Below are 24,012 nucleotides of genomic sequence, written 5' to 3' on the forward strand. Positions count from 1 at the left end.
TTTATATCGATTAGTGGATCGAGAATAGATATCTTATCCACTAATCACAGAACTCCATTTTACTATTGATATTAATTTTTACTTTTAAGCCGTTGCAGACTAAATCTAAATATATTAGATAACAAACAGACCTATTGGCTTTTTTCATTATCTTTTATGGCTTGATTATAAATGGCTTTTGCTATCCATTGGTTAATTTCAATTACTTCTGCATTTTCCATATGCCAGATATCTTTCATTACCAAAAAGACCTCAGAACCATAAATAAGCGAAAATGCTCGTTTCACTCGCTCAATAATTTCTGGCGAAAACTCATCCTTCATCGGTTCAACTATCATCGCCAAAGTATCTTTCCGATGTCCACGAACTAACCGTTTTTCTGCCTGGATTGTCGATGAACGAGCTGCCGCCCATTGCTGCAAAGAAACTTGTAATGCTGCTCTAAGCGCTCCTTCATATTGGAACATACGCGGATAGGCAAATAACAATAATTCTTGAATCCGTTCTTCCGTTTTTTTGCTATCAGGCAACCAGGTTAAAATAGGTCCTAAGCTTTCACTCACAATGGCGGAAACCAGATCACTATGCGTTGGAAAATAACGATAAGCGGTCGCTCTCGAAACATGAGCATGAGATGCAACTTCAGAAACAGAAGGCAATTTCCCGTCTTCAAACAAGCTTAATGCAGTAGAAATTAATCGGTTAAAAGTCCGCTTTCTAGTACCTGTGTATTGTGAAATAAGATCAATTGACGTCATAAAATTTATCCTTTATTTTTAACCAAAATGGATTTAAACGTCACCTTTACGATAACTTTTATAATTAGAATGTACTTGCATTAAGAACCAATATAACGCTAAAGATTTAAAAATAAATTGAGACTAATATCTCAATTTATAAAAGCACAAATGATAGCTTACTCATATTGTGCCTATAATACTCCCATCCAAGTCAGCAAACAATCAAGGATTTATGATGAAGGAACAGCATGGATATATCTATATTGCAGCGACGCTCGATACCAAAGGCATCGAAACTTTTTATGTTGGTCAACTTATAAAAAAAACTGGCTTAGCAGTACGTATTGTTGATTTGAGTACGAAAGCTGACAATTTGGATAATAAAGCTGATATTACTGCTGAAACTGTTGCTAGCTATCATCCTACCGGAAGAGAAGCTATCTTTGGCCAAGATAGAGGGAAAGCTATCGCAGCGATGGCAATCGCATTTGAGAAATATCTGTTACAACAAAAAGATGTTTTAGCTATTCTTGGATTAGGTGGATCAGGCGGAACAGCACTTATTACACCTGCAATGCAATCTCTTGCCGTCGGTGTGCCCAAATTAATGCTTTCAACGATGGCATCCGGTGATGTTTCAGGCTATATCGGTGCCAGTGATATTGCCATGATGTACTCAGTCACAGATATTTCTGGTCTTAATGTCATCTCCCGTAAAATTCTAAAAAATGCCGCTGCTCAAATCGCAGGTGCGGTACTTTTTAATTCTGCTGATGAAACTGAAGACAATAATAAACCAATATTGGCACTAACCATGTTTGGTGTAACCACGCCGTGTGTCCAACAATTAACCAAAAAATTAGCTGATCATTATGATTGTTTAGTTTTTCATGCCACAGGAAGTGGTGGCAAAGCAATGGAAAAACTGGTTGATAGCCAATTAGTAGATTGCGTGCTTGATATCACAACTACTGAAGTTTGTGATTACCTTTTTGACGGCATACTTGCCTGTGATGAGGATCGCTTTGGCGCAATCATGCGTACCCAAACACCCTGTATCATCTCTTGCGGTGCATTAGATATGGTTAACTTTGGCCGTCCGACAACAATCCCTGACAAGTATAAAGATCGCCATTTTTATCATCATAACAGTCAAGTTACCTTAATGCGTACCACTGCCGAGGAAAATTATCAGATCGGAGTTTGGATCGCACAGAAACTTAATCAATGTCAAGGCGCTGTTACTTTTATTATTCCAACAGGGGGATTTTCCGCATTAGATATTGAGGGTGGTGTTTTTTGGTCACCTCAAGCTAACCAAGCTTTTATTGATGCGTTTAAATCAAACTACCACATCACAACTAACAGAAAATTAATAGTCAGTCCTCACCATATCAACTCAGCAGAATTTTGTCAGCAAGTGATACAATTGCAGCAAGAATTAATGCATTAATATGGAGTTATTGATATGAAACAAACACGCGCATCATTATTAGAAAAATTTCAAATGATGATCTCGCAAGGTCAACCCATTATCGGGGGCGGTGCCGGCACGGGTTTATCAGCAAGATGTGAAGAAAGAGGAGGAATTGATCTTATTGTAATTTATAACTCTGGTCGCTATCGCATGGCTGGCAGAGGTTCATTGGCAGGTTTACTCGCTTATGGCAATGCCAACGATATTGTTATAGAGATGGCAAAAGAAGTTTTGCCTGTGGTTAAAAATACTCCTGTATTAGCTGGTGTTAATGGTACCGACCCATTTTGCCAATTCGATCAATACCTTGATTCCCTAAAAATAATGGGATTTGCTGGTATACAAAATTTTCCTACGGTTGGTTTGATCGATGGTAATTTCCGAGCTAACCTTGAAGAAACAGGCATGGGATATGCGTTAGAAGTTGATTTGATCCGGCAAGCGCATGAAAAAGATTTATTAACAACACCTTACGTTTTTAGTGCTATTGATGCTAAAAACATGACAGAAGCTGGCGCTGATATTATCGTTACGCATATGGGATTAACAACAGGTGGTGATATTGGCGCAAAAACAACTCACGCATTAGAGGATTGCGTAAAGCTTATTAACGATTGGGCGGCAGCGGCAAAATCTGTTCGTAAAGATATTATTGTACTTTGCCATGGCGGTCCGATTGCAACACCTGAAGATGCCAAATATATTTTACAAAACTGTCCTGATTGCCACGGTTTTTATGGGGCAAGTTCTATGGAACGTTTACCGGCCGAAACGGCCATAACTGAAACGACAAAAATATTTAAAACGATAAAACGAAAATAATCTTTAATCTATTTTAGGTTGTTAAATCAACCAAACTATTAATCGCTAGCACCAGGAGCCTGTGGTATTTGCCACAGGCTTATTTTATTTAATTAATAACTAACCAATAAAAAATGTTGCAATAAATTAATAATAATTAACAATGCATTAGAATAACCTTACCAATAGAAGCTTATCATCTAATTTAATTAACATAGAATCAGAGATTATCAAAATAGAAAAAACGCTTAACTTTTCTATTAATTTAACCAATAAAATTTAAATAAAAAAACATTAATAAATAATAAATAGTTAATCATCTATCATACATATATAAAATGTGTAAAATATTTAGTCGTTTTTTGTTTGATTTGCCAAAAAGCTTCTTGCTTACTTAAAAAGGTGCATAATGCATTCATCTGATGTTACTGAGCGTTCGCTCTACTCGCTAAGTTGGCCCATCTTTATTGATGTTCTGCTCCATTTTGCGACATTACTTATCAACACTTATATGGTTAGTCACGTCTCCACCGCTTATCTAGCCGCAATGGGAGTAGGCAACCAAGTTTTTGATCTTTTTATCACCATATTTAACTTTATCAGTGTAGGATGCAGCGTAGTTATCGCCCAATATTTAGGTGCTGGTAAAAAAGAAAAGGCCAGTCAAGCCATTCATATCTCGATTGCTTTTAACTTCCTATTAGGTTTTCTGAGTGCTGCCATTATTCTCCTGTTTGGCTATAAGATCCTTGGGATCATGAATACACCAGCACATTTACTGGATTATGGTTACGCTTACTTACATATTCTTGGTTTATGTTTAATACCAGAAGCAATTTCTATTATATTAGCGGCTTGCTTACGCGTATATGGCAGATCACAGCCGGCAATGTGGGTAACATTTATTGCTAATCTAATCACCATTTTAGGTAATATGATTGTTTTATATGGTTTTTTTGGCTTACCACAATATGGCTTAACCGGCGTTGCCTGGTCAACGGCTATCGGTCGTATAATCGCGATTATATTACTTTTCTTCTTACTGTTTAGTGGACTGAGGATCACATTTGTTCCTACTTTACTGTTCCGCTGGTCAAAAAGTATGTTGAATAAAATATTACATATCGGACTACCATCAGCAGGCGAAAATTTAGTTTGGATTTTACACTATATGGTTGCTTCTGCTTTCATTGGTTTGATGGGAGAAACCTCCCTTGCAGCTCAAACCCTCTATTTCCAACTTTCACTATTTATTATGTTGTTTGGTATTTCCCTTAGTATTGGTAATGAGATTATGGTTGGTCATTTAGTCGGCGCCAAGCGCTTTGAGGAGGCCTACCAGAGAGGATTGAAAAGCTTGCAATGGGGATTTTTTATTACCATTGGTATTGTATTTTGTTTCTGGTTATTTCGTATACCGCTATTGGATGCAATTACTGAAGATCAAAACATTATAAAATTATTACTTCCGCTGTTCTTACTCTCTGTTTTCCTAGAGCCCGGCAGAACACTGAATATTGTCATGGTGAATGCCTTACGTGCGGCTGGTGATGCCCGTTTTCCCTTCTGCACCGCACTTATTTCTATGTGGGGTATTGCGCTGCCAATTAGCTATTTTTTAGGTTTAAAAATGGGAATGGGGTTATTAGGGATCTGGCTTGGATTCCTCTGTGATGAATGGCTACGCGGTCTAACCAATGCCTGGCGTTGGCGTTCTAAGCGTTGGCAAACCAAGCGGCTAGATATCTAATATACTGCTACCTTAGTTGTCTTTAAGCAATTAAGGTAGCCAAAAATAACCGATCAATTAACGCTTTCAGTTAATAATGCAAATTGTTGCCGTATTTCCTCTTCCGGTAAATGTAAACCAATAAAAACCATTACACCTTGACGCACCTCACCTGCTTGCCATTCACGATCCCAATCTGCACTATATAAACGCTGCACGCCTTGAAATATTAATCGACAAGGCTGATCTTTAATCGCTAATATTCCTTTATAACGTAAAAGATTATCAGCATGACGACATAATAAGGTCTCCATCATTTTTGATAATTCGGCCAATTCAACCCATTGATCAAGATAGATTACAATCGATTGAATAGCATTTTGTGTGCTCGACATAAAGCGAAAAACTGGTTTTGCAATGGTTAACTTATCACTAAGCATAAATCCATTTAAATTAAATAAGGGTGCTATAGCTATATCACCATGGATGACTGGATAAATAGCTGCTCGGGCATTAATACGCTGTAAACGTGCTATCAACGCGCTATTATTTGATTGAACATCAGTTTTAGTCAACAAAATACAATCTGCATAACCAATCTGTACTTGAGCAATAATAAACTGATTCAGTTGTTTCTCAGCATGTACTGCATCCACAACAGCAATAATACCATCTAAAACAAAACGTTGACAAAAAACGTTATGTGAAAAAAAAGTTTGCGTAATAGGGCCTGGATCAGCCATTCCAGTACATTCAATAATCAGGCGATCAAAAACTAATTGTTTTTTATCTCTACCATCCAGTAAATCTAATAGCGTATTTTCCAATTCATTCGAGCGATTACAACAAATACAACCATTACTTAAGGTTGTTATCTGAGTGGCATTATCACCGATAAGCTCACTATCAATCGATTCTGCCCCAAATTCATTTTCAATAACGGCAATCTTATAGCCATGCTTTACATTGAGAATATGACGAAGTAATGTCGTTTTGCCTGCCCCTAAAAATCCTGTCAATATTGTTACTGATATTGGTGTCATGCTAAGCCTCAGTTATCCCATCCATTGAATAATCGCTAGCAACAGCGAAAACCCCCTTTATCACTACTAGCATAACGCGCTGCCTGACGTTGCCGAAAAAATTCTTCATAGCTCATAATAGGCTGCTCAGGATGATTATTCTGCATATGCTGAACATAATTATCATAGTCAGGAATACCGATTAGCATAAGTGCCGCCTGTCCCAAATATTTGCCTGCTCGTGCAAGATTATTAAACATATTTATTACCTCAAAAAACGCCCACCTAAGTAATAACCTACTTTGTGGAGAAAAATAATACTAATTAACGTGAGGAGGAAATTTTAATATCGCTTTCAGCGACAGAAACATAAGGTGTTTCCCTATCTGAACGTCTAGCTGTTTTTCCTGCTTTTATTGCTATTTTAAGCCCATAAAAAATAATGCTATACACCACGAGCAAGAATAAAATACTTAATCCTGCATTAGTATAATTATTGATCACAATATGATGCATATCAGACAGTTTTTGCGCCGTTGTAGCAGTGGTTGCTGTTGCTACTTTTGCTTGGTATGAATGAGCCAAATAGATAAAGCCTTCCAACTGAGGATCAGCGCTAAATAACTTCAAACCCAACGCCCATGTAGTACATATTAATAACCATATTGCTGGAACAAGTGTTACCCAAATAAACTTAGTACGCTTCATTTTAATCAAAATAACACTGCTTAAAACTAACGCAACGGCTGCCAACATCTGATTGGAGATACCAAATAATGGCCATAAACTTTTAACACCACCTAAAGGATCAACAACCCCTTGATAAAGCAGGTAACCCCATAAACCAACACAACCGGCAGTAGCAATAATACCAGCGACTAATGAATCTGTTTTTTTCAGCGCCGGGATAAAATTAGCCAAAAGATCTTGTAACATAAATCGACCAGAACGTGTGCCGGCATCCAAAGCGGTCAAAATAAATAAAGCTTCGAAAAGAATACCAAAGTGATACCAAAATCCCATATCAGCAGCAGGGATAATTTGCTGAAATACATAAGCAATACCTACCGCAAGCGTAGGCGCACCACCGGCACGATTCAAAACAGAAGGTTCACCGATATCTTTAGCCGTTTGCAAGATTTCCTCTGGCGAAATAATAAATCCCCAAGAACTAACTGTTGCCGCAGCATGTACGGTAACTGCTTTCAATTGCGCCATAATCATAGCTGCATCGGAGCCGCCTAATTGATGCAAATTAGGCATGCTAAAGCCTAATGCTGCCGGCGGCGTATTCATCGCAAAATAGAGACCCGGTTCAATAATAGAAGCAGCAACTAGCGCCATGATAGCCACAAATGACTCCATTAGCATAGCGCCATAACCGATGTAGCCCGCATCAGTCTCATTGGCCAATAATTTAGGCGTTGTTCCTGACGCAATTAACGCATGAAAACCAGACACGGCACCACAAGCAATAGTAATAAACAGAAAGGGAAATAATGACCCTTTCCAAACCGGCCCGCTTCCATCAACAAATTGGGTTACAGCCGGCATTTTTAAATCTGGGTTTAGAATAACAATCCCAATTGCTAAACCAACGATGACACCTATTTTCAAAAAGGTCGCCAAATAATCTCGTGGTGCTAAAATCAACCATACTGGCAATAGTGCGGAAACAAAAGCATAGCCAATTAAGACATAAGTAATAGTCGTATCTTTAAAGGTTAACGCGGGTCCCCAATAAGGATCATGAGCAATAACACCACCAAACCAAATAGCCGCAATCAATAGAATAACTCCGATAATCGAGACCTCAGCGACACATCCTGGCCGAATATAGCGCATGTAAATACCCATAAATAGCGCAATCGGTACGGTTGAACAAACGGTAAAAACACCCCATGGACTTTCGGCCAATGCTTTTACAACAATTAACGCTAATACGGCTAAGATGATAATCATAATCAAAAAGCAGCCGAATAACGCAATTGAACCGGGCACGACCCCCATCTCTTTTTTTACGATTTCGCCTAAAGAAATCGCATTGCGGCGCGATGAAATAAATAACACCATAAAATCCTGTACCGCACCGGCAAGCACAACACCTGCCAACAGCCATAGTGTACCTGGCAAATAACCAACCTGTGCCGCCAATACCGGCCCGACTAATGGGCCTGCGCCAGCAATAGCGGCAAAATGATGACCAAATAAAACATTGCGATTTGTGGGTACATAATTTAATCCATCATTATTAAGAACGGCGGGTGTTGAACGGGTTGGGTCAAGCTGCAATACTTTTTTGGCAATATATAAACTGTAATAGCGGTACGAAATTAAATAAACGGCAATGGAAGCAATAATGATCCATAAAGCACTAATGTGCTCTCCACGTCTAAGGGCAACCACACCTAAACAAATAGCACCAATGATCCCTAATATTAACCAAGGGATATGCCTTAATATATTATTCTTATTCATTTAAGAAACTCTTCCTAGTTAAAATAAACATGTCAAATGGGAATAACTTTTATTGACTATTTTTAGCATCTATTTTTTAATTCATGGCAGTTTAAAAACATCCTTTGCCATGATGATTATAATAAAGCGGAAGAGGTAGTCGTTGATTTTTTTCTAAGTAAGCGCTTAAATAAATCCAATGAGTGGTTAAAAATAAAAAAGAAATATTTTTTTGTGACAGCGTTAACAATACAATTATTAAACTATTAATAGGTCGCGCGTTAATGATAGGTTAAAAATGTTATTATTGTAAAATAATAAACATTATTAATATGGGTAAAAATAAAAATGTTACTGTTTAATCAAATTAACGTGAAGTTAGTATGCTAGTTAAATGAATAAACCAATAGAGAAAAGGAAAATAAATTAAATAATCAGTATATCTTATTGATATATTAATATCCGTGATAAGAAATTTATTTTACTTATAATCAATAGTAAATGTTGCTGTTGCATTAACCGTTCCGGCAGAAACACTATTCCCAGTCTGATAATATTTTGCACTGTAAGTTAATTGTTTAAAAAAATCGATATCGAGTTTTTTATTAAAAATAATGGGTGTATTATTAGCAAAAATCTGAATCCCAACCCCGGTCGCTGACGAATCTTTATCCGCTGGTATAACACCATTTGAGTCACCTCCTTGCCAGGTAATATAGGCCTGATTAACACCTTTACAGTTTACATCGATGTTAAAAGTTCGCTCTCCCGTGGTACTTCCTTTACCTTTAAAATTATTTTTAAATACTGTCCCCATCTGAACATTTAATTTCGGTGTTTTTATTTTGCATGACTGTTCCTTAATTTTAAATTTAGGGATATGATAAGTAAATAATGTTTCTCCTGTATCTCGGTTTCCATCGCGGTGAGCAAGCGTTATTTTTATAGGATTCACTTCTCCAGCTTGAAAATCAGAATAAATAATTATAGTAAAACGACCAATAAATATTTTTTTATTACCTTCATCAATCCTTCTATATCCATTCAATCCCATTTTTTTTGCTCCAAATCCTTTTCGTTCAAGCTGCCAGCGCAATTTCACACCATTAAGATTAGTATTAAAATAATACCCACTGACTGATTTTATTCCTTCAATAGATTTAACATAGACATAGTTATCACCTTTCTTCTGGCAATTAATCTTAATTTCACTACCAATTTTTCTTACTTTATAGGGGAAATGGGTATTATCATAATGAACTGATAACTCATCAAATACAATATTTTGTTCTGTGATATAAGCTGAACATTTTCCGGCAACAGCAAATGATATATAACTTTGAATTAAAATAAAAATTATCAATAAATATATCTTAAATTTAAATGACATATAATTCCTATTATATTTTATACGGAAAAATGTTTATCTATATAACAATCAGCATCGATTTCTAATATATCTAATTCTTTTGCTAGTTTAGAAAGATCTAATTTGACGTAACACTGTTGCTGTTCATCTTTTCCCCATTGAACCTTTATGTTGGCTAAATCAGGGACTGCATTTAAATATAATTCTCCATCATCACCAACAATGCCATGGCTATCACCATCAATTAATGTGGCAATAGCACCAAAAGGGACTGGCTTATTATTTTGCGATAATTTGACTAATATACGATTACCACGACGCACATTAAAATTAACGGTTGCTACCGCCCCTCTGGTTGGTACCACTTTTTGCACCGGATTATCAATATCTACTCCATTGGCTAATGATTCAGTATCAATGGTAATATAGTTATAATTATACGGTTCGCTATAGGGTATCACTGCATAACCGCGTGCATCAGTTTTAATACCTCGATGATTCAATATTTTGGTTTGCATCGCACCATCAGCTTTAACTAATATGATCGTTTCCCCTAATGGTTGAGAAAAAACAATCCCATTTCGATGAACGATCACGCCACCAGAAAGCCCATAATTAAAAGAACACTCGTTATTATTATAATTATACCCTACATTCATCCGAGCCAGGCTATTGGTATAATTCACAGAAATACCACCACCCAATTCTTTTAAACTAGTATAATTATTATCTAGCCGAACATTATATAATAATTCATCATTATCTAATAAAGTGCCATTAACAGCTAATTGCTGCCCATTTATTGTATTATTATTAATATTATAAGTGATCCAACCACTAGGTAACCATTTACTGAAGGGTACAGAAACATTAAATGCTATTTGTTTATCTTTATTTTCAGTCGATTCATCATTATTATTAAAAAATAAATTTATGCCAAAAGTAATATCAGCAATATTAATATTATAACCGGCAGATAATGATTGAGTCGTACCTTTTGTTCGGCGATAATTCTGCCAATAAGCAGAAAAATAAAAATTACCAAAATCATACATATTTTGATTGAGCGTAAACTGAAATTGGCTCAGTTTATTTTGTCCGTTTGCAGTATCCTGTTTTTTTAAAGGTCTATTTACTTCTAGAAAAGAATAATATTCAGGACTAGTATAAAAATTTCCGGAAAAATTAAAGGATGTTCCTATTTCATCAATACTTTTCTCATATTGAATTTTATAAGACTGCCCTTTTTTACGTCTATTATTCGCCAGCTTCGCATCAGCAAATATGGCATTAAAAAAAATAGCACCAAAATTATCTAAACCTAACCCTAGCCCTAGCCCTAGAGAAAGCGATAAATAATTTTCCGCAGCTTGAATACCCGATAATAAACTTAATCGATTAGAAACCCCATATATTGAAACTAATTCGCTAAAATAGGGTTGATAAGAATTTTTTTTTGAACCAGCAAAACGCCCCAAAGTAAATTGATACTTTAATTTACCTTCTCGTTGCATAATGGGCACTGAAGAAAATGGCTGGATAAATTTTGTTTGTTTGCCATTATCTTCAGTAATGGTAACATGCAAATTACCCGAACCATATATTGCATAAAGATCGGAAATCTCAAAAGGACCAGGCGGAACATAATTTTCATAAATAACATAATTATTTTGCCGCACCGTAACTCGCGCGTGTGTTTGCGCTATTCCTCTAATAACTGGCGCAAAATCATGTTGACTACTTGGTAACATTAAGTCATCTGAGATAATTGATGCCCCAATAAATTTTATACTTTCAAAAACCTCATTAGTAGTAAATGTTTCACCCAAAATAATTTGGCTTTTTAATTTATGAATATCTCGTTGAATATAACTATTAACAGAAGATAAATTATTCTTACCTGCTTGCGAATCATAGTTATAAACTAATTGATTTCGAAAGCGCCAAGCGCCGATATTAATTCCATTGTGTAAATTTAAATAATAATTTTGACTCGTTATATTGTGATTATGATTATGCGAACCACTAAAGTCATAACTGATTAAAAAAGCCGATTCCCCTTGTTGCCATAAATCGGTTGGAACAGTATCTCTGGCCTGATTATCCATCACGGCTTGTGGAATATTAATTTCCAGGCGTTGTTGATGAAAATCGAATAATATTGTGGCGTAGGGAATATAATCCTCAATATTATACAAAATCTGGTTGGCTGGAAGCTTCATCAATGCAGGAAAAGCCGTGATTTTAACCCCGAATCGCCTTAAATCATCAACAGTTAACGCCGCAAATAATTTTCCATTCTTCTGAACAAAGTTAATATCCTTGTTCTCCTTCTCTGTTCCATTAAACAAAACAGTGACTCGGTACGTTCCTAGCAACTGGCCGCCAGGTGAAGAAAACGTACTCAAGTCAATAACCGCCTGCTCAGCGTTACTTATTTCTAACGCAGATAATGGAAAATAATCTTGAGCAATAATTTCGGGTAAAAATATCAATGAACTTAAAGTGACTAGAAAAAATACAAATGAGCATAGTTGTTTTTTTTCTAATTGGTTATTAAAAAAAATCACATTAAAGGCCTTCCATCTCATCTAAGGTAGATTTTTTTTCATCTCTGCACTAATACCACCATAACTATTTATACTATTCCAACTAATTAAATTAGATGAGTTAGCAGATATATTAAAATAAGCTATTTCTTGCGGGGCAATCATATCTGTATCATTTAAATTAACGATTTGATTGCCAATTTTAAGTTGATTAATAGTCACATAATAATTACTTGGATTTTTAACTTCTAATTGTTTACCAAGCCAGCGAAAGGTTAATAATTTATAACTTTCTTCTGCATCACCTTGAATTTTTTCGGGCCGATAAAATAATTTTATGCGCGTTTTTACTGTAATAAATAAAATATTCTGCCTATTATCCGGGGCTGAGGGAATCGCTTTCACGTTGAGATAAAAAATAGATTCTCTATTCAAAGGCAAATCACCGCCTGTTCGCATAATTCGTAAAATATTTTCTTTGCCGCCATCTAAACGAAATAAAGGTGGAGTAACAATAAACGGTGCTTTTTTGCCATTTGCATCAACACTGATAAAGGATTGAATTAAATAAGGCCTATTCTCATCATGATTTGTTACTAGAATTGAAGCTTCTCTTTTATTGCCATTATAAATAACCCGGGTTCCATTAATTGTCACATTTGCATAAGCTTCAAATATAAAAAATAATAGTATATAAGGTATTAAAAGTTTTATTATTCTGTTTCTCATTATTATTACTCAAACATTAGTCATAAATATAAAGAATCCTTTCTATGACTAGAAAAAATATCTAGAAATTCAATTATCAATTTTTATTTATAAGAAACTTCAAAATTTATCGAAGCATTTGCTTTACCAGATTTAACTTTCTGGCCATTAGATACATATGCCGCTTTAAAAAGAAAGGTTAACATACGATTATCCTTTGAAGTGGCCACTTTTGATTCATATACGTCTTTAATATCTAATAATCTGCCTGAAGAATCATAAAGACCTATACCAATTCCTTCAGCACCTGTACCATCTAACTTAATTAATTTCGAATTATGATCATCATGATTTGCTCTAAATACTATTTTAGGCATAATATCGTAACCATCATAATGAGGACAATCTTGTAGCTTAATTGACAATTCCTTCTCACTACCAACAACTTTTTGACCTGAAGCATTCGGTACCTTATCTTTCATATAAACTCCCATATCGATAGCTAAAGAAGAAGAAGAACTAGATGATTCAGAGGCTAAAGTTAAGCTACAAGGCGTGTCGATAATTGCTCCACTAAACTTCACAGTTCCACCAGTTGCAGCCAAAGCAGTATTACAAAATAAAATTAACAATAAGCCAATAAAATAGCTGGTAAGATTATTTTTCATGTATATATTCCTAATAAAACAAATGATATATTTCAAATTCATAATGAAATATTTAAACGGCGCAGCAGTATACTTAGATACATTAATTTATAATAAAAATTAAAAACTGGAGTTGTAATTTATGATATGCAAAAAATAATACCTAAACAGACGGGTATAAAATATAGGTAAAACAAAAAAGCTCAATCTTGAGTAATAAAATTATCGCTAATAAATTCGCCGCCAAATAATTATTCCATTTTAATTATAGAGCCCTATCATGTTGATTAATAATCATTGTAATAAGCAATATATTACCTAAAAATAATCAAATTGCAATCAAAAAAATACACAATTTAACACATATTTTAACATCTATACGTAAATATATTATTTAAGATAATTCAGACATCATAAAAGCATTACTTTAAGAATATACCTATTGTTATTTTCATGAAAGCGAATTATACAAACAAAAATCAGCATCAACTTATTAATATTTTGCATATCTCAAAAGTTACAATAAATTTTACCGCAAAAATTCAATTCTAATTTCAGCCTACTTATTTAATTTAATATTTAATTATTTTAATAATGGATATAATTTATCAACATTAACTACAAACCATGTTAATTTTTTATAAAAAGAGCGTACGACTAAAACTTTAATTATGCCTATTGTTAGGCAATAAATAGCTGTTCACTTAACCAAATATCCTTTAATATCGTCGAAAAATCATTTTAAAATTAAACTATATTTTATTATATATCTGATAGTCTGATAGTCTGATAGTCTGATAGTCTGATAGTCTGATAGCATCGAAAGATTTAATAAATTATTTTAAAAATATTTAATTAAATATAGTCTGTGATGGTGGTAAAAGCCGTTATTGTTCAGTTTAGAAATAGAATAACGCATTTTTTAACTAACCATAACTTAGCGGTTCATTAGCATTTATAAGTTTATAAATGCTAATGAACTTTGCCAATAAGATGAGCTGCAACTCACGGCATACAAAAAAGGTTACTTCATCTCATTATGCTCACGCTCACGATTACGGTCTCTATCGCGATGAACAAGATAAATAAGCACCAGCAAAATAGTGGTATAAACTTGAAACGCTTCTGCCCCGCTATTCCATTCAGACATCCACATGCCAAACCACTCTCGGCCTAATGACATAAATAGAACTTGCCAGGTCAAAAAACCTAAGGTTAAGCCAGCAATGGCAATTTTTTTCTTTCTATTAAAATTAGCCGCGGTATTTTTCAAATTAGCTAATAACCTAATGCCGCCAATCCAGCAAAGTATTGCTGTTAATGTTTGCAGAATAATGAGAATGATATAACTAGCATGATGGGCAGTTGGAGACTCAATCGCGCGGTACTTAATGGTGGCCTCAGGAAAGATAGTATCCATCAAAAGAACATGACGAATTAAGGCAAAATTGGTGTCATAATCGGTAATATTACCGATAACCACTAACGTTGTATATAACGCCACCGCACATACAGCCAACGCTTTAGATAAACGAATAATCATGATTTATTGTCCTTAGAAATACAATAAGATAATCTTCGATACAAGATGCAGGCTCAAAAATAAAAATGTTCACTGTTTAGGATGATTAACTAAACAATGAACAGATTAATTTTAACACAAGAATTTAAAATAGGACAAAATTCAAAAAATGCCGTAATTTTGTTAATAAGTCATATTAGTAGGCAAAAATAAAAGCCCTATCATACCTTATAGATTTGATTTACATTAATGGATATGTCTCGTGGCCCATAGATCATATTCGTCAGCATGTTCAACGAATACCTGAACGATATCACCCGGTTTAACATTAAATTCGCCATTAAGATAAACTACACCATCAATTTCAGGCGCATCTGCCATACTACGCCCTACCGCTCCTTGATCATCGAGCTCATCGATGATTACCCAGATCTTAGAGCCAACTTTCTCCTGCAATCGCTGCGGAGAAATTTGCTGCTGAACCTGCATAAAACGGTGATAACGTGTCTCTTTTATTTCTTCTGGAACTTGATCGGGTAACGCATTGGCTTGTGCACCATCAACGGGGCTATATTTAAAACAACCAACCCGATCCAAACGAGCCTGTTGGAGAAAATCCAGTAATAGCTGGAAATCCGCTTCAGTCTCCCCTGGAAAACCAACAATAAAAGTTGAACGTAAGGTTAATGCTGGACAAATTTCACGCCAACGGCGAATACGTTCTAAGGTTTTCTCCACTGCTCCCGGCCGTTTCATCCGCTTTAACACCGTTGGACTCGCGTGTTGCAGGGGTATATCTAAGTAAGGTAGAATTTTACCCTGCGCCATTAGTGGGATCACGTCATCAACATGAGGATAGGGATAAACGTAATGCAATCGGATCCAAATGCCTAAAGCGGCAAGCTGTTCACACAAGCTGACCATACTAGTTTTAACTGGCTGACCATCCCAAAAACCTACGCGATGCTTATATCTACACCATAGGCTGAAGTGTCCTGTGAAATAATAAGCAACTCTTTTACGCCCGCAGCGACTAAACGTTTGGCTTCACTTAATACCTCACCAATAGGCCGACTTTCTAAATCACCGCGCATCGATGGAATAATACAAAATGTACAGCGGTGATTGCAGCCTTCAGAAATTTTCAAATAAGCATAATGCTTAGGTGTTAATTTGATCCCTTGCTGCGGCACTAAACTAAAAAAAGGATTATGTTGCGGTTTAGGAACATAATGGTGAACATGGGCTAACATTTGTTCATAGCTATGTGGACCCGTGATAGCTAATACTTTCGGATGTACTTCACGGATCTGATCTTCTTTCGCTCCCAGACAACCGGTTACGATCACTTTACCATTTTCATTTAATGCCTCACCAATGGCTTCCAATGATTCTTGTACTGCGCTATCAATAAAACCGCAGGTATTAACAATAACCAGATCTGCATCATGATAACTGGCCACAATTTGATAACCATCCGTCCGCAATTCAGTCAAAATTCTCTCAGAATCAACTAAATTTTTCGGGCAGCCTAATGATAAAAATCCTATTGTAGGGACATGTTGTTTATTGCTCATAAAAGGATAGGATCTATGTTGTAATAGTGATTGGATAAAAAAGTTATTTTAACATTGAAAAAACGAAATTGTACAATTGGGTTTGCTGTTCAAGTAGATACTTTCAAAAAACATTTCTTTTCTTCACATTCATATAGTTAATAGACGCCTGAATATACTTAACAAGTGTATCATTATCCATTGGATTAAAATGCAACCCAATCGTTTGAGGTAAAGCGGGATATTTTCCTGTAATTAAATGTTCTTTTGATACATTCTTAATAAAAATACCTTTATTTTGGTGGGAAAAAAGTATAAAAAGTATTTTATTAAATGAATTACTCAAACCTTCTACTTCATTTACTTGATGAATGTTAATAAGATATTTTAAAGTTAATTTATCAAAATCATATTTTTTCACCATCTGTGAATTTTTATATTTTGCATCCAAAATTAATATAATAGGTTCCTTCCATAATTCTGAGGAAATTTTTACAATGAAATCTGGGCAAATATAATATTCACCATATTTTTTTGAACCATAATTATTCGATATATTAATTAAATCTCCAGATTTATTAAATTCTTTAAATGAAAATATCTTTGGTTCATAATAAATATCAACGTAAAAATCGTCATTATAATAAGAAAAAAAATTATTAATGACACCATCAGATGCTTCACTTTTTTCCCTCCGAAAGGCAGTTCAGCTAAATATTGTCGATACTCTTTACTTTTTATTTTAACATTAAAATCATTTATAAATATATCATGTAAACTCATTAATATTGTTAGCTCATAAATAATAGCTAAATTTTTAATACCAAATAATAAATCTCTTTCTAATAATTTTGGACTAGGCGATTTTAAACATTTTGTAATTAACGTGAAAACTTCACGGTAATGATAATGTCTATTTACATATGGTGTAAATTTAGGGTAAATATTTTTTATTAATTTAGCAGGTAAAATTTTATCAAAAATGTAATGTATATCTTTCAACTTTTTTTGCAATAAGTGTATATTCTTTATTTTATGTTCTAATACTATATTTATATATTGTGACATAGTATGATCAAATCGTACATAATCATTATTAATATTATTTAAAATACTACAATCAAAATTAGAATATTGTTTTTTAGTTTATTTAAAAAATCTTCAGCATGATATAAAAAAGATTTTATAACTCGATTTTCATAAGTATCTGTTTGCTTTTTTATTATCTCTTTAGGGATCAAAGATAAACTATATCCTCTATTATTATAAAAAACATTAACATTATCTCCATTATTTAATGTGATTTTATCTAAGTTAGACAAAACCCAATATACTGAATCAGCTCCTGTTGGTTGACCTACTTTAGAAAGAATAATATCTGTTTGCCAAGTATGCTTATTTTCTCTTACAAATAAACAAATATTTTCCCTCAAAAAATCAACAACTTTTTCAATTAAATTGAATTTATTAAAATTAAAATTTTCTCTATCAGAAGACGTGCCGTGAATAGAGCTTCTGGAAAAACAAATAAAAATAGCATCATCTATTCTATCAGTCAGATAATCTAACATTTGTTTTGCCAATATAGCATTTTCCTTTCTTGCCAATATATTAAACTTTAATTTAATAGATTTTTCATCATCTTTTTGAAATGAAAGTTTAGCTTCGCTTTCACCAAAAAAATTATAAAAATATCTTAATTGATTTATATCTTCACTTTTTTGTGACTTAAAAATCGCATCATTATCAATATAATCTTCATCATCAAAAACGACCGGTATATCTCCTAACAATAATATTGGATATCCAACTTCATCCAATATATTTCTTTTAATTTTAACAACAAAAAAAAGCCTATCAGTCTCTTTTATTTCTATCAATTCATCTGTCTTTAGTTCAATAGCCTCTTTATTATTATTAATATATAAAAACCAACTAATCATAAAGAAATTCCATAATTAAACATATTTTGATTACCATAATTAATCAATTTATTAAGATACTTTCTAGATTTTTCCATATCATCGGGCAATTCTTTCTCAAGATTTTCCAATCTTTTACCAAACTGAGAACCATAGCCATTCAATAATGGAATAAGGTGCTGAGATACCGCATAATCAAAAGCAGTATAGCGGCTCTGAGTAGACATCATTGGCCCTACTACATTATGATATGAACGAATTGATTTTATTTTTCTATAAGAAATATTTATGGGAATCCCTAAATCAGGACTATCTTTTTTTAAGATATCAATGATATTTTTTAATGTATTTTCAATATCTGACGGCATATCTAAAGAGCTTGGTTGAAAAAGCTCAATAAATTTTTTCCCACTAATCGGCTCTACCGAATATTCTTTCTTAGTACCAAACTCCAAAAATTCATAATCAGACTCAAACTCATCAAAATTAATGATAGCTGCTCTATCAAGCAGACGTGGTGTTAAAATTTGTACTGATTCATCTTGATTGAGTGTGCCTAAAAACCTCAGATATTCAGGAATAATGAAATATGGCTCATCTGGATCACCAGTTGAAAGTTCTCTTTTAGACTCAGGATCTGCCATTTCCATAAATTGACTAAAATAATGTTCAGGTTGAGATAAGTTAAATTCATCTAGTAAAATTATCGATAAAGCCCCATCAATTTGCTCTTTTTGTTCCATATGTAAATATTTTAATAACTCAAATAAACCAGATGATACACTAACATAACTTTGTGACAAAGCATTGTAAAAACCTAAAATATCGCGATAAGAAGTCCAGCCTCGTGCTATAGGTATATTAAGAAATCTGTTTTTTAACCCTAAACTAATTCCCAGCATTTTTGCTAACGATGTTTTACCTGTTCCAGGCAAGCCACTAAAAAGCGTAAACTGAGATTGTGCTATCGTGGTTAACAAATTAGCCGCAGTATAATAATCAATCTTTCGCCCCTGACTATCTAGAGAATCTAGTACCGTATCAATCAGTTTTTCTCTTAAGTCTTCGATATTTGCGTCAGAATCTAACTTTCTTATATTGACTTTATAGTCTAGAGACTTGACTGGAGATTTTGGCCTGATTCCGCATAAAGTATCAACATAAGGTTTAAATTCTAACAGTTTACCAATAAGTGATTCATTATTTTCCTTTAAACGCTTTTCTACATCGTTCAGTTGCGCATTCATATCTTTTTTTCTATCGCGATAATTATCCCTATCCCGTTCTAAATTATTAATTTCTTTTTTTAACTTATAAATAGTATTCAAATGATAATATTTAAATTCAAGAGAAGATAGTTTTTTGTTAAGCTCTTCTAACTCTTTTTCCTTTTTAAAAAAACTTTGTTCTAATTCATTCCTTTCTTTTTTTGTTAAAAAATTGCTTCCATCTTCAAATTGATCTCTTTCTCTGATTTTTTTTCTTATTTCTTGTTCTAATTTTTTATTATCAAGCTGTAGCTGTTTGAGATATTTTTCCTTATCTAGTGTATCTTTTTTCAATTTCTCAATATATAATTTCTTCTCATCCTTAAAATAATGTTCTTTATTATCTTCAATATATTTTTTTAGTATATTTTTACCTTTTTCACTCGACAGAAAATTATCAAATAATTCTTTTCTACTATTATCCCATGTCTCAGCATCTTCTAAACATTGAAATAAACGTTTAAATCTCTGCGGAAATGTTTTATATTCTATAGTAGAAGAATAATGTTTTCTTATTTAAGTAATTGTTCCCTTACTAAAATTTCTTATATTTGAATTTTGAGCTATTTTATTTCCATAAGTTGAAATTATTTGCTCATTAGAAATAAAATCAATAATATCATCGTTATTTTCTATAATATATTTAACATTACCCAAAAAAAATGTTCCCTGTCTTATATTTACTGAAATGTGATTATTTACTTTTTCTTTGTTTATTTTTGCAATATGAAATGGAGGAATTTTATTAATGGGAGTAGTTATACTAGCCAGGGTTAATATATGTTGCTTACCAATATTTTTATCATTTAATTCATAGCTAAATGGACCATATATAAATTTATCATCTTCAAGAAAAATTATTTTTGTTTGAGGTGCCTCTGATAAAATTATTACAGGATGTAGTATGTTAGGTAGAGGCATTTTAAATAATTGTGCAACCATTATCCCTCGTATATCCTCACATGAACTTGAATTACTAACGTATCGACATTCACCATCTCTATGCTCAAAACTTGTGGGTTTACATTTGGTTTCAAAAATAGCATCGTTAAATCTTTCTCTTATTTCATTAAAACCTGATGTAACAAATACCTGTCCTGTTTCACAAAAAATTTCTAATTGATTCACTGGACTAACATTACCATCTGGTAATACTTCAAATAAAACATTCAATCTTCCGATCTTTTCTTCTTTCTCGAAAGAATATTTTTTCTCTAAAGTGCAAATAACCCTACGTTCTAAAGCTTGCATCTATTAATCTCACATTAGTATAAAAAATAATATTTATTTCATAATTATTATAACAACTTGTAATTTCATATTCTATTATCAAGAATAATTTATCATAATAAAAAACATTAAAATTAATAAATTAATAAATTAATAAATTAATAAATTAATAAATTAATAAATTAATAAATTAAAAACAAAAATATAAGATTATTATTCTGTAATAAAACAAACACCAACAATAAATTTATATTTAACAAAAACAATATAATTAACATCATTATTACTAACATTATTGTTAATTTGATAATAATTAAAAAAACTTCTTATACTAATTTTGATTAACATCATTATTTAATTCTTTTATTAATTTATATTGATAAAGAGACGCTATATAACAAACTGCTTTTTTAGAAGTGCAAAATGGAAAATAATAACCGACTTTGGCCACATATAAGACGAACAACCCATTTAATGATGTTCTGCCATCGCTCATGTTTCAGTTTTGAACGTTTCTATCCCCACAGGTGATCCTTTTCGACATCCATGCTGCTGTTTTACTGTATGGATCGTCATTCCCAAATAGCCATGTTATTGATTTAAATAAATCATGTCTATGGCATTAACTATTCATACTTGTCAATTAGCGCATTTAGGTTAATTAATCTAACAAAATTATTTATTGCTTTAAGCCAAATTAAATTTAGCTTAATTAAATTTGCAATAAACAATACGCCAAAATATTTTCTTATCCATTTTGGCTGCAATTCTATTGTCTTAATTCACAGGAAATAAAATGCAACAATATAAACTCGCTACCAGTTTTGATATCAGTGACTATATTGATAGCCAGCGTAACTTGGTTAATATCTTTGCTACTGACTTCACTGATGTAGCTGCGATTATTATCTCACTGGAAGATATTCAACAAGGTGCGCTCGACACCATTAAACAACATAGTTTTGGTCAGCCGATCTTTGCGCTAATTCATCGCAATCAAGTTATTCCGGCCGACACACTTTCTTGTCTGGCGGGTGTTATCGATCTCAACAAAGATAATAGCCAGTTATATGCCAAGCAATTAGAAACAGCGGCACAAAAATATGAGCAAAATTTACTGTCACCTTTTTTTGGCCAATTGAAAAAATATGTCGAACAAGGCTATAGCGCTTTCGATTGTCCGGGTCATCAAGGGGGAGCATTCTTTCGGCGTCATCCGCTAGGTAACTTATTCGTCGACTATTTTGGTGAAAATCTATTCCGTTCAGATCTCTGTAATGCGGACGTTTCAATGGGCGATCTCTTGATCCATGAAGGTGTACCTTGTACGGCACAGCAATACGCCGCAAAAGTGTTTAATGCCGATAAAACCTACTTTGTTTTAAACGGTACCTCTTCTGCCAACAAAGTGGTATTAAACGCCTTACTGGCACCCGGGGATTTAGTGTTATTTGATCGCAATAATCATAAATCCAATCATCATGGTGCGCTGATCCAAGCAGGTGCAACACCAATCTATTTAGAAACAGCTCGCAATACATTTGGCTTTATTGGTGGCATCGACGCTCACTGTTTTAATGAAGATTATCTGCTTGATCTGATCAAAAAAACTTCCCCTGAGCACGCAGAGCAAAAACGACCTTTCCGCCTAGCGGTGATCCAACTTGGTACCTATGACGGAACAATTTACAATGCACGCCAAATTGTCGATAAAATCGGCCATCTTTGTGACTATATTTTATTTGATTCTGCCTGGGTAGGTTACGAACAATTCATTCCAATGATGAAGGACTGTTCACCATTACTGCTGGAACTCAATGAAAATGATCCCGGTATTTTGGTCACCCAATCGGTTCACAAACAACAAGCAGGTTTCTCACAGACTTCCCAAATCCATAAAAAAGACCGTCATATCAAAGGGCAACTACGTTATGTCAATCACAAACGCTTGAATAACGCCTTTATGATGCACGCTTCCACCAGCCCGTTCTACCCGCTATTTGCCGCTTTAGATGTTAATGCCAAAATGCATGCCGGCGAAAGTGGCAAACGGCTATGGATAGACTGCGTAAAAACCGGTATCGAAACGCGCAAATTATTACTAAGTTGCTGTAAACTCATCCGCCCATTTATTCCTGCAATGGTCGATAATCGCCCCTGGAGTGACTACGACACTGATGAAATCGCTAATGACTTACGCTTCTTTAAATTTACCCCCGGTGAACGTTGGCACTCGTTTGATGGTTACGCCGAAAATCAGTACTTCGTTGACCCGTGTAAATTGATGTTAACCACACCCGGCATTAATAGCCAAACTGGCGATTATGAAAGCTTTGGTGTACCAGCCACCATTCTGGCAAATTACCTACGTGAACAGGGCATTATCCCGGAAAAATGCGATCTAAATTCAATTCTATTTTTGCTCACACCGGCAGAATCGATAGCAAAAATGCAACATCTGGTGGCTCAAATTGCCCGTTTTGAACATTTACTAGAAATCGACGCCCCATTAGCTGACGTTTTACCGACACTCTACCGTAGCAACCAACAACGCTATCAGCACTATACCCTGCGTCAGCTATGCCAAGAGATGCATAACTTATATGCCAAATTGAACGTAAAGCAGCTCCAAAAAGAGATGTTTCGTCAAGCGCATTTTCCAGCCGTCAACATGTTACCGCAAGCAGCCAATATCCAGTTTGTACGCGGCCAGGTCGAATTGATTGCGATTGAAAACATCGCCGGTCGAATTGCAGCCGAAGGCGCGCTACCTTACCCACCAGGCGTACTGTGTGTTGTGCCAGGAGAAGTCTGGGGCGGGGCGGTGCAAAATTATTTTCTGGCGTTAGAAGAAGGGATCAATCAGTTCCCAGGTTTTTCACCTGAACTACAAGGCGTATATCTGCAAACCGATGCTGATGGCCGCAAACGTGCTTATGGCTATGCGATTAAATAGTTATGCACAACTCTACAATCAGTAAATTTTTACCGATTAAATAACTTAAATTTCTCATA

General features: G+C 34.1%; 19 protein-coding genes and 1 pseudogene. 5 read left to right on the forward strand and 15 right to left on the reverse strand.

Annotated features, from left to right (window positions below; genetic code table 11):
- Positions 1–131 precede the first annotated feature (131 nt).
- A complete protein-coding gene (locus tag ArsFIN_RS17125) occupies positions 132–758 on the reverse strand; it encodes a TetR/AcrR family transcriptional regulator (protein WP_026822524.1) in 627 nt (208 codons plus the stop codon).
- Positions 759–975: 217 nt separating this feature from the next.
- On the opposite strand from ArsFIN_RS17125, the gene ArsFIN_RS17130 reads away from it, so the two are divergent.
- The 3 genes from ArsFIN_RS17130 to ArsFIN_RS17140 all read left to right on the forward strand — a co-directional run bounded on the left by ArsFIN_RS17130 (position 976) and on the right by ArsFIN_RS17140 (position 4,768).
- Complete coding sequence (locus ArsFIN_RS17130) at positions 976–2,193, forward strand: Tm-1-like ATP-binding domain-containing protein (RefSeq protein WP_026822523.1); 1,218 nt, start codon at positions 976–978, stop codon at positions 2,191–2,193.
- Between the two features lie 15 nt (positions 2,194–2,208).
- Entirely contained in the window at positions 2,209–3,039 is an 831-nt protein-coding gene (locus ArsFIN_RS17135; protein ID WP_026822522.1) for a phosphoenolpyruvate hydrolase family protein, read from the forward strand.
- 388 nt (positions 3,040–3,427) lie between these two features.
- Entirely contained in the window at positions 3,428–4,768 is a 1,341-nt protein-coding gene (locus tag ArsFIN_RS17140; RefSeq protein ID WP_026822521.1) for an MATE family efflux transporter, read from the forward strand.
- A gap of 53 nt (positions 4,769–4,821) precedes the next feature.
- On the opposite strand, the gene yjiA is transcribed toward ArsFIN_RS17140, so the two are convergent.
- From yjiA to ArsFIN_RS27680, 14 genes and pseudogenes are all read right to left on the reverse strand, one after another.
- Positions 4,822–5,790, reverse strand: a complete 969-nt coding sequence (gene yjiA / locus ArsFIN_RS17145) for a GTPase (protein ID WP_026822520.1) — start codon at positions 5,788–5,790, stop codon at positions 4,822–4,824.
- A gap of 35 nt (positions 5,791–5,825) precedes the next feature.
- Positions 5,826–6,029 (reverse strand): YbdD/YjiX family protein, encoded by a 204-nt coding sequence (locus ArsFIN_RS17150; RefSeq protein ID WP_026822519.1) that lies wholly within the window; start codon positions 6,027–6,029, stop codon positions 5,826–5,828.
- A gap of 64 nt (positions 6,030–6,093) precedes the next feature.
- Entirely contained in the window at positions 6,094–8,247 is a 2,154-nt protein-coding gene (locus tag ArsFIN_RS17155) for a carbon starvation CstA family protein (RefSeq protein ID WP_026822518.1), read from the reverse strand.
- A 460-nt stretch (positions 8,248–8,707) separates the two neighbouring features.
- The gene (locus tag ArsFIN_RS17160; protein WP_026822517.1) at positions 8,708–9,616 is read right to left on the reverse strand and encodes a fimbrial protein; all 909 of its coding nucleotides are present in this window, start codon (positions 9,614–9,616) and stop codon (positions 8,708–8,710) included.
- 17 nt (positions 9,617–9,633) lie between these two features.
- Positions 9,634–12,165 (reverse strand): fimbria/pilus outer membrane usher protein, encoded by a 2,532-nt coding sequence (locus ArsFIN_RS17165; protein WP_246067273.1) that lies wholly within the window; start codon positions 12,163–12,165, stop codon positions 9,634–9,636.
- Between the two features lie 21 nt (positions 12,166–12,186).
- A complete protein-coding gene (locus tag ArsFIN_RS17170; protein ID WP_081700638.1) occupies positions 12,187–12,873 on the reverse strand; it encodes a fimbrial biogenesis chaperone in 687 nt (228 codons plus the stop codon).
- A gap of 83 nt (positions 12,874–12,956) precedes the next feature.
- Positions 12,957–13,520: a fimbrial protein gene (locus ArsFIN_RS17175; protein ID WP_026822514.1), complete on the reverse strand. Its 564-nt coding sequence runs from the start codon at positions 13,518–13,520 to the stop codon at positions 12,957–12,959.
- Between the two features lie 1,003 nt (positions 13,521–14,523).
- Positions 14,524–15,042 (reverse strand): DUF2165 family protein, encoded by a 519-nt coding sequence (locus ArsFIN_RS17180; RefSeq protein WP_026822513.1) that lies wholly within the window; start codon positions 15,040–15,042, stop codon positions 14,524–14,526.
- Between the two features lie 225 nt (positions 15,043–15,267).
- A pseudogene (rimO, locus tag ArsFIN_RS17185) lies at positions 15,268–16,598 on the reverse strand (30S ribosomal protein S12 methylthiotransferase RimO).
- A gap of 103 nt (positions 16,599–16,701) precedes the next feature.
- On the reverse strand, positions 16,702–17,001 hold the full coding sequence (locus tag ArsFIN_RS17190; RefSeq protein WP_135678030.1) for a hypothetical protein: 300 nt from the start codon (positions 16,999–17,001) through the stop codon (positions 16,702–16,704).
- Positions 17,002–17,138: 137 nt separating this feature from the next.
- On the reverse strand, positions 17,139–17,645 hold the full coding sequence (locus ArsFIN_RS17195) for a hypothetical protein (RefSeq protein WP_026822511.1): 507 nt from the start codon (positions 17,643–17,645) through the stop codon (positions 17,139–17,141).
- 38 nt (positions 17,646–17,683) lie between these two features.
- Positions 17,684–18,520 carry a DUF2357 domain-containing protein gene (locus tag ArsFIN_RS17200; RefSeq protein ID WP_026822510.1) on the reverse strand — a complete coding sequence of 279 codons (837 nt, stop codon included), beginning with the start codon at positions 18,518–18,520 and terminating at the stop codon, positions 17,684–17,686.
- Complete coding sequence (locus tag ArsFIN_RS27675) at positions 18,517–20,061, reverse strand: AAA family ATPase (RefSeq protein ID WP_246067274.1); 1,545 nt, start codon at positions 20,059–20,061, stop codon at positions 18,517–18,519. The genes ArsFIN_RS17200 and ArsFIN_RS27675 overlap by 4 nt, the downstream gene beginning before the upstream one ends.
- A gap of 222 nt (positions 20,062–20,283) precedes the next feature.
- Positions 20,284–21,018: a hypothetical protein gene (locus ArsFIN_RS27680; protein ID WP_246067275.1), complete on the reverse strand. Its 735-nt coding sequence runs from the start codon at positions 21,016–21,018 to the stop codon at positions 20,284–20,286.
- A gap of 402 nt (positions 21,019–21,420) precedes the next feature.
- On the opposite strand from ArsFIN_RS27680, the gene speFL reads away from it, so the two are divergent.
- A complete protein-coding gene (gene speFL, locus ArsFIN_RS17210; protein ID WP_135678032.1) occupies positions 21,421–21,528 on the forward strand; it encodes a leader peptide SpeFL in 108 nt (35 codons plus the stop codon).
- A 265-nt stretch (positions 21,529–21,793) separates the two neighbouring features.
- Positions 21,794–23,953, forward strand: coding sequence for an ornithine decarboxylase SpeF (speF, locus tag ArsFIN_RS17215; RefSeq protein ID WP_026822509.1), 2,160 nt, complete (start codon positions 21,794–21,796; stop codon positions 23,951–23,953).
- The last annotated feature ends 59 nt before the right edge of the window (positions 23,954–24,012 follow it).

Origin of the sequence: Arsenophonus nasoniae, assembly GCF_004768525.1 — a bacterium.
Taxonomy (GTDB): domain Bacteria; phylum Pseudomonadota; class Gammaproteobacteria; order Enterobacterales; family Enterobacteriaceae; genus Arsenophonus; species Arsenophonus nasoniae.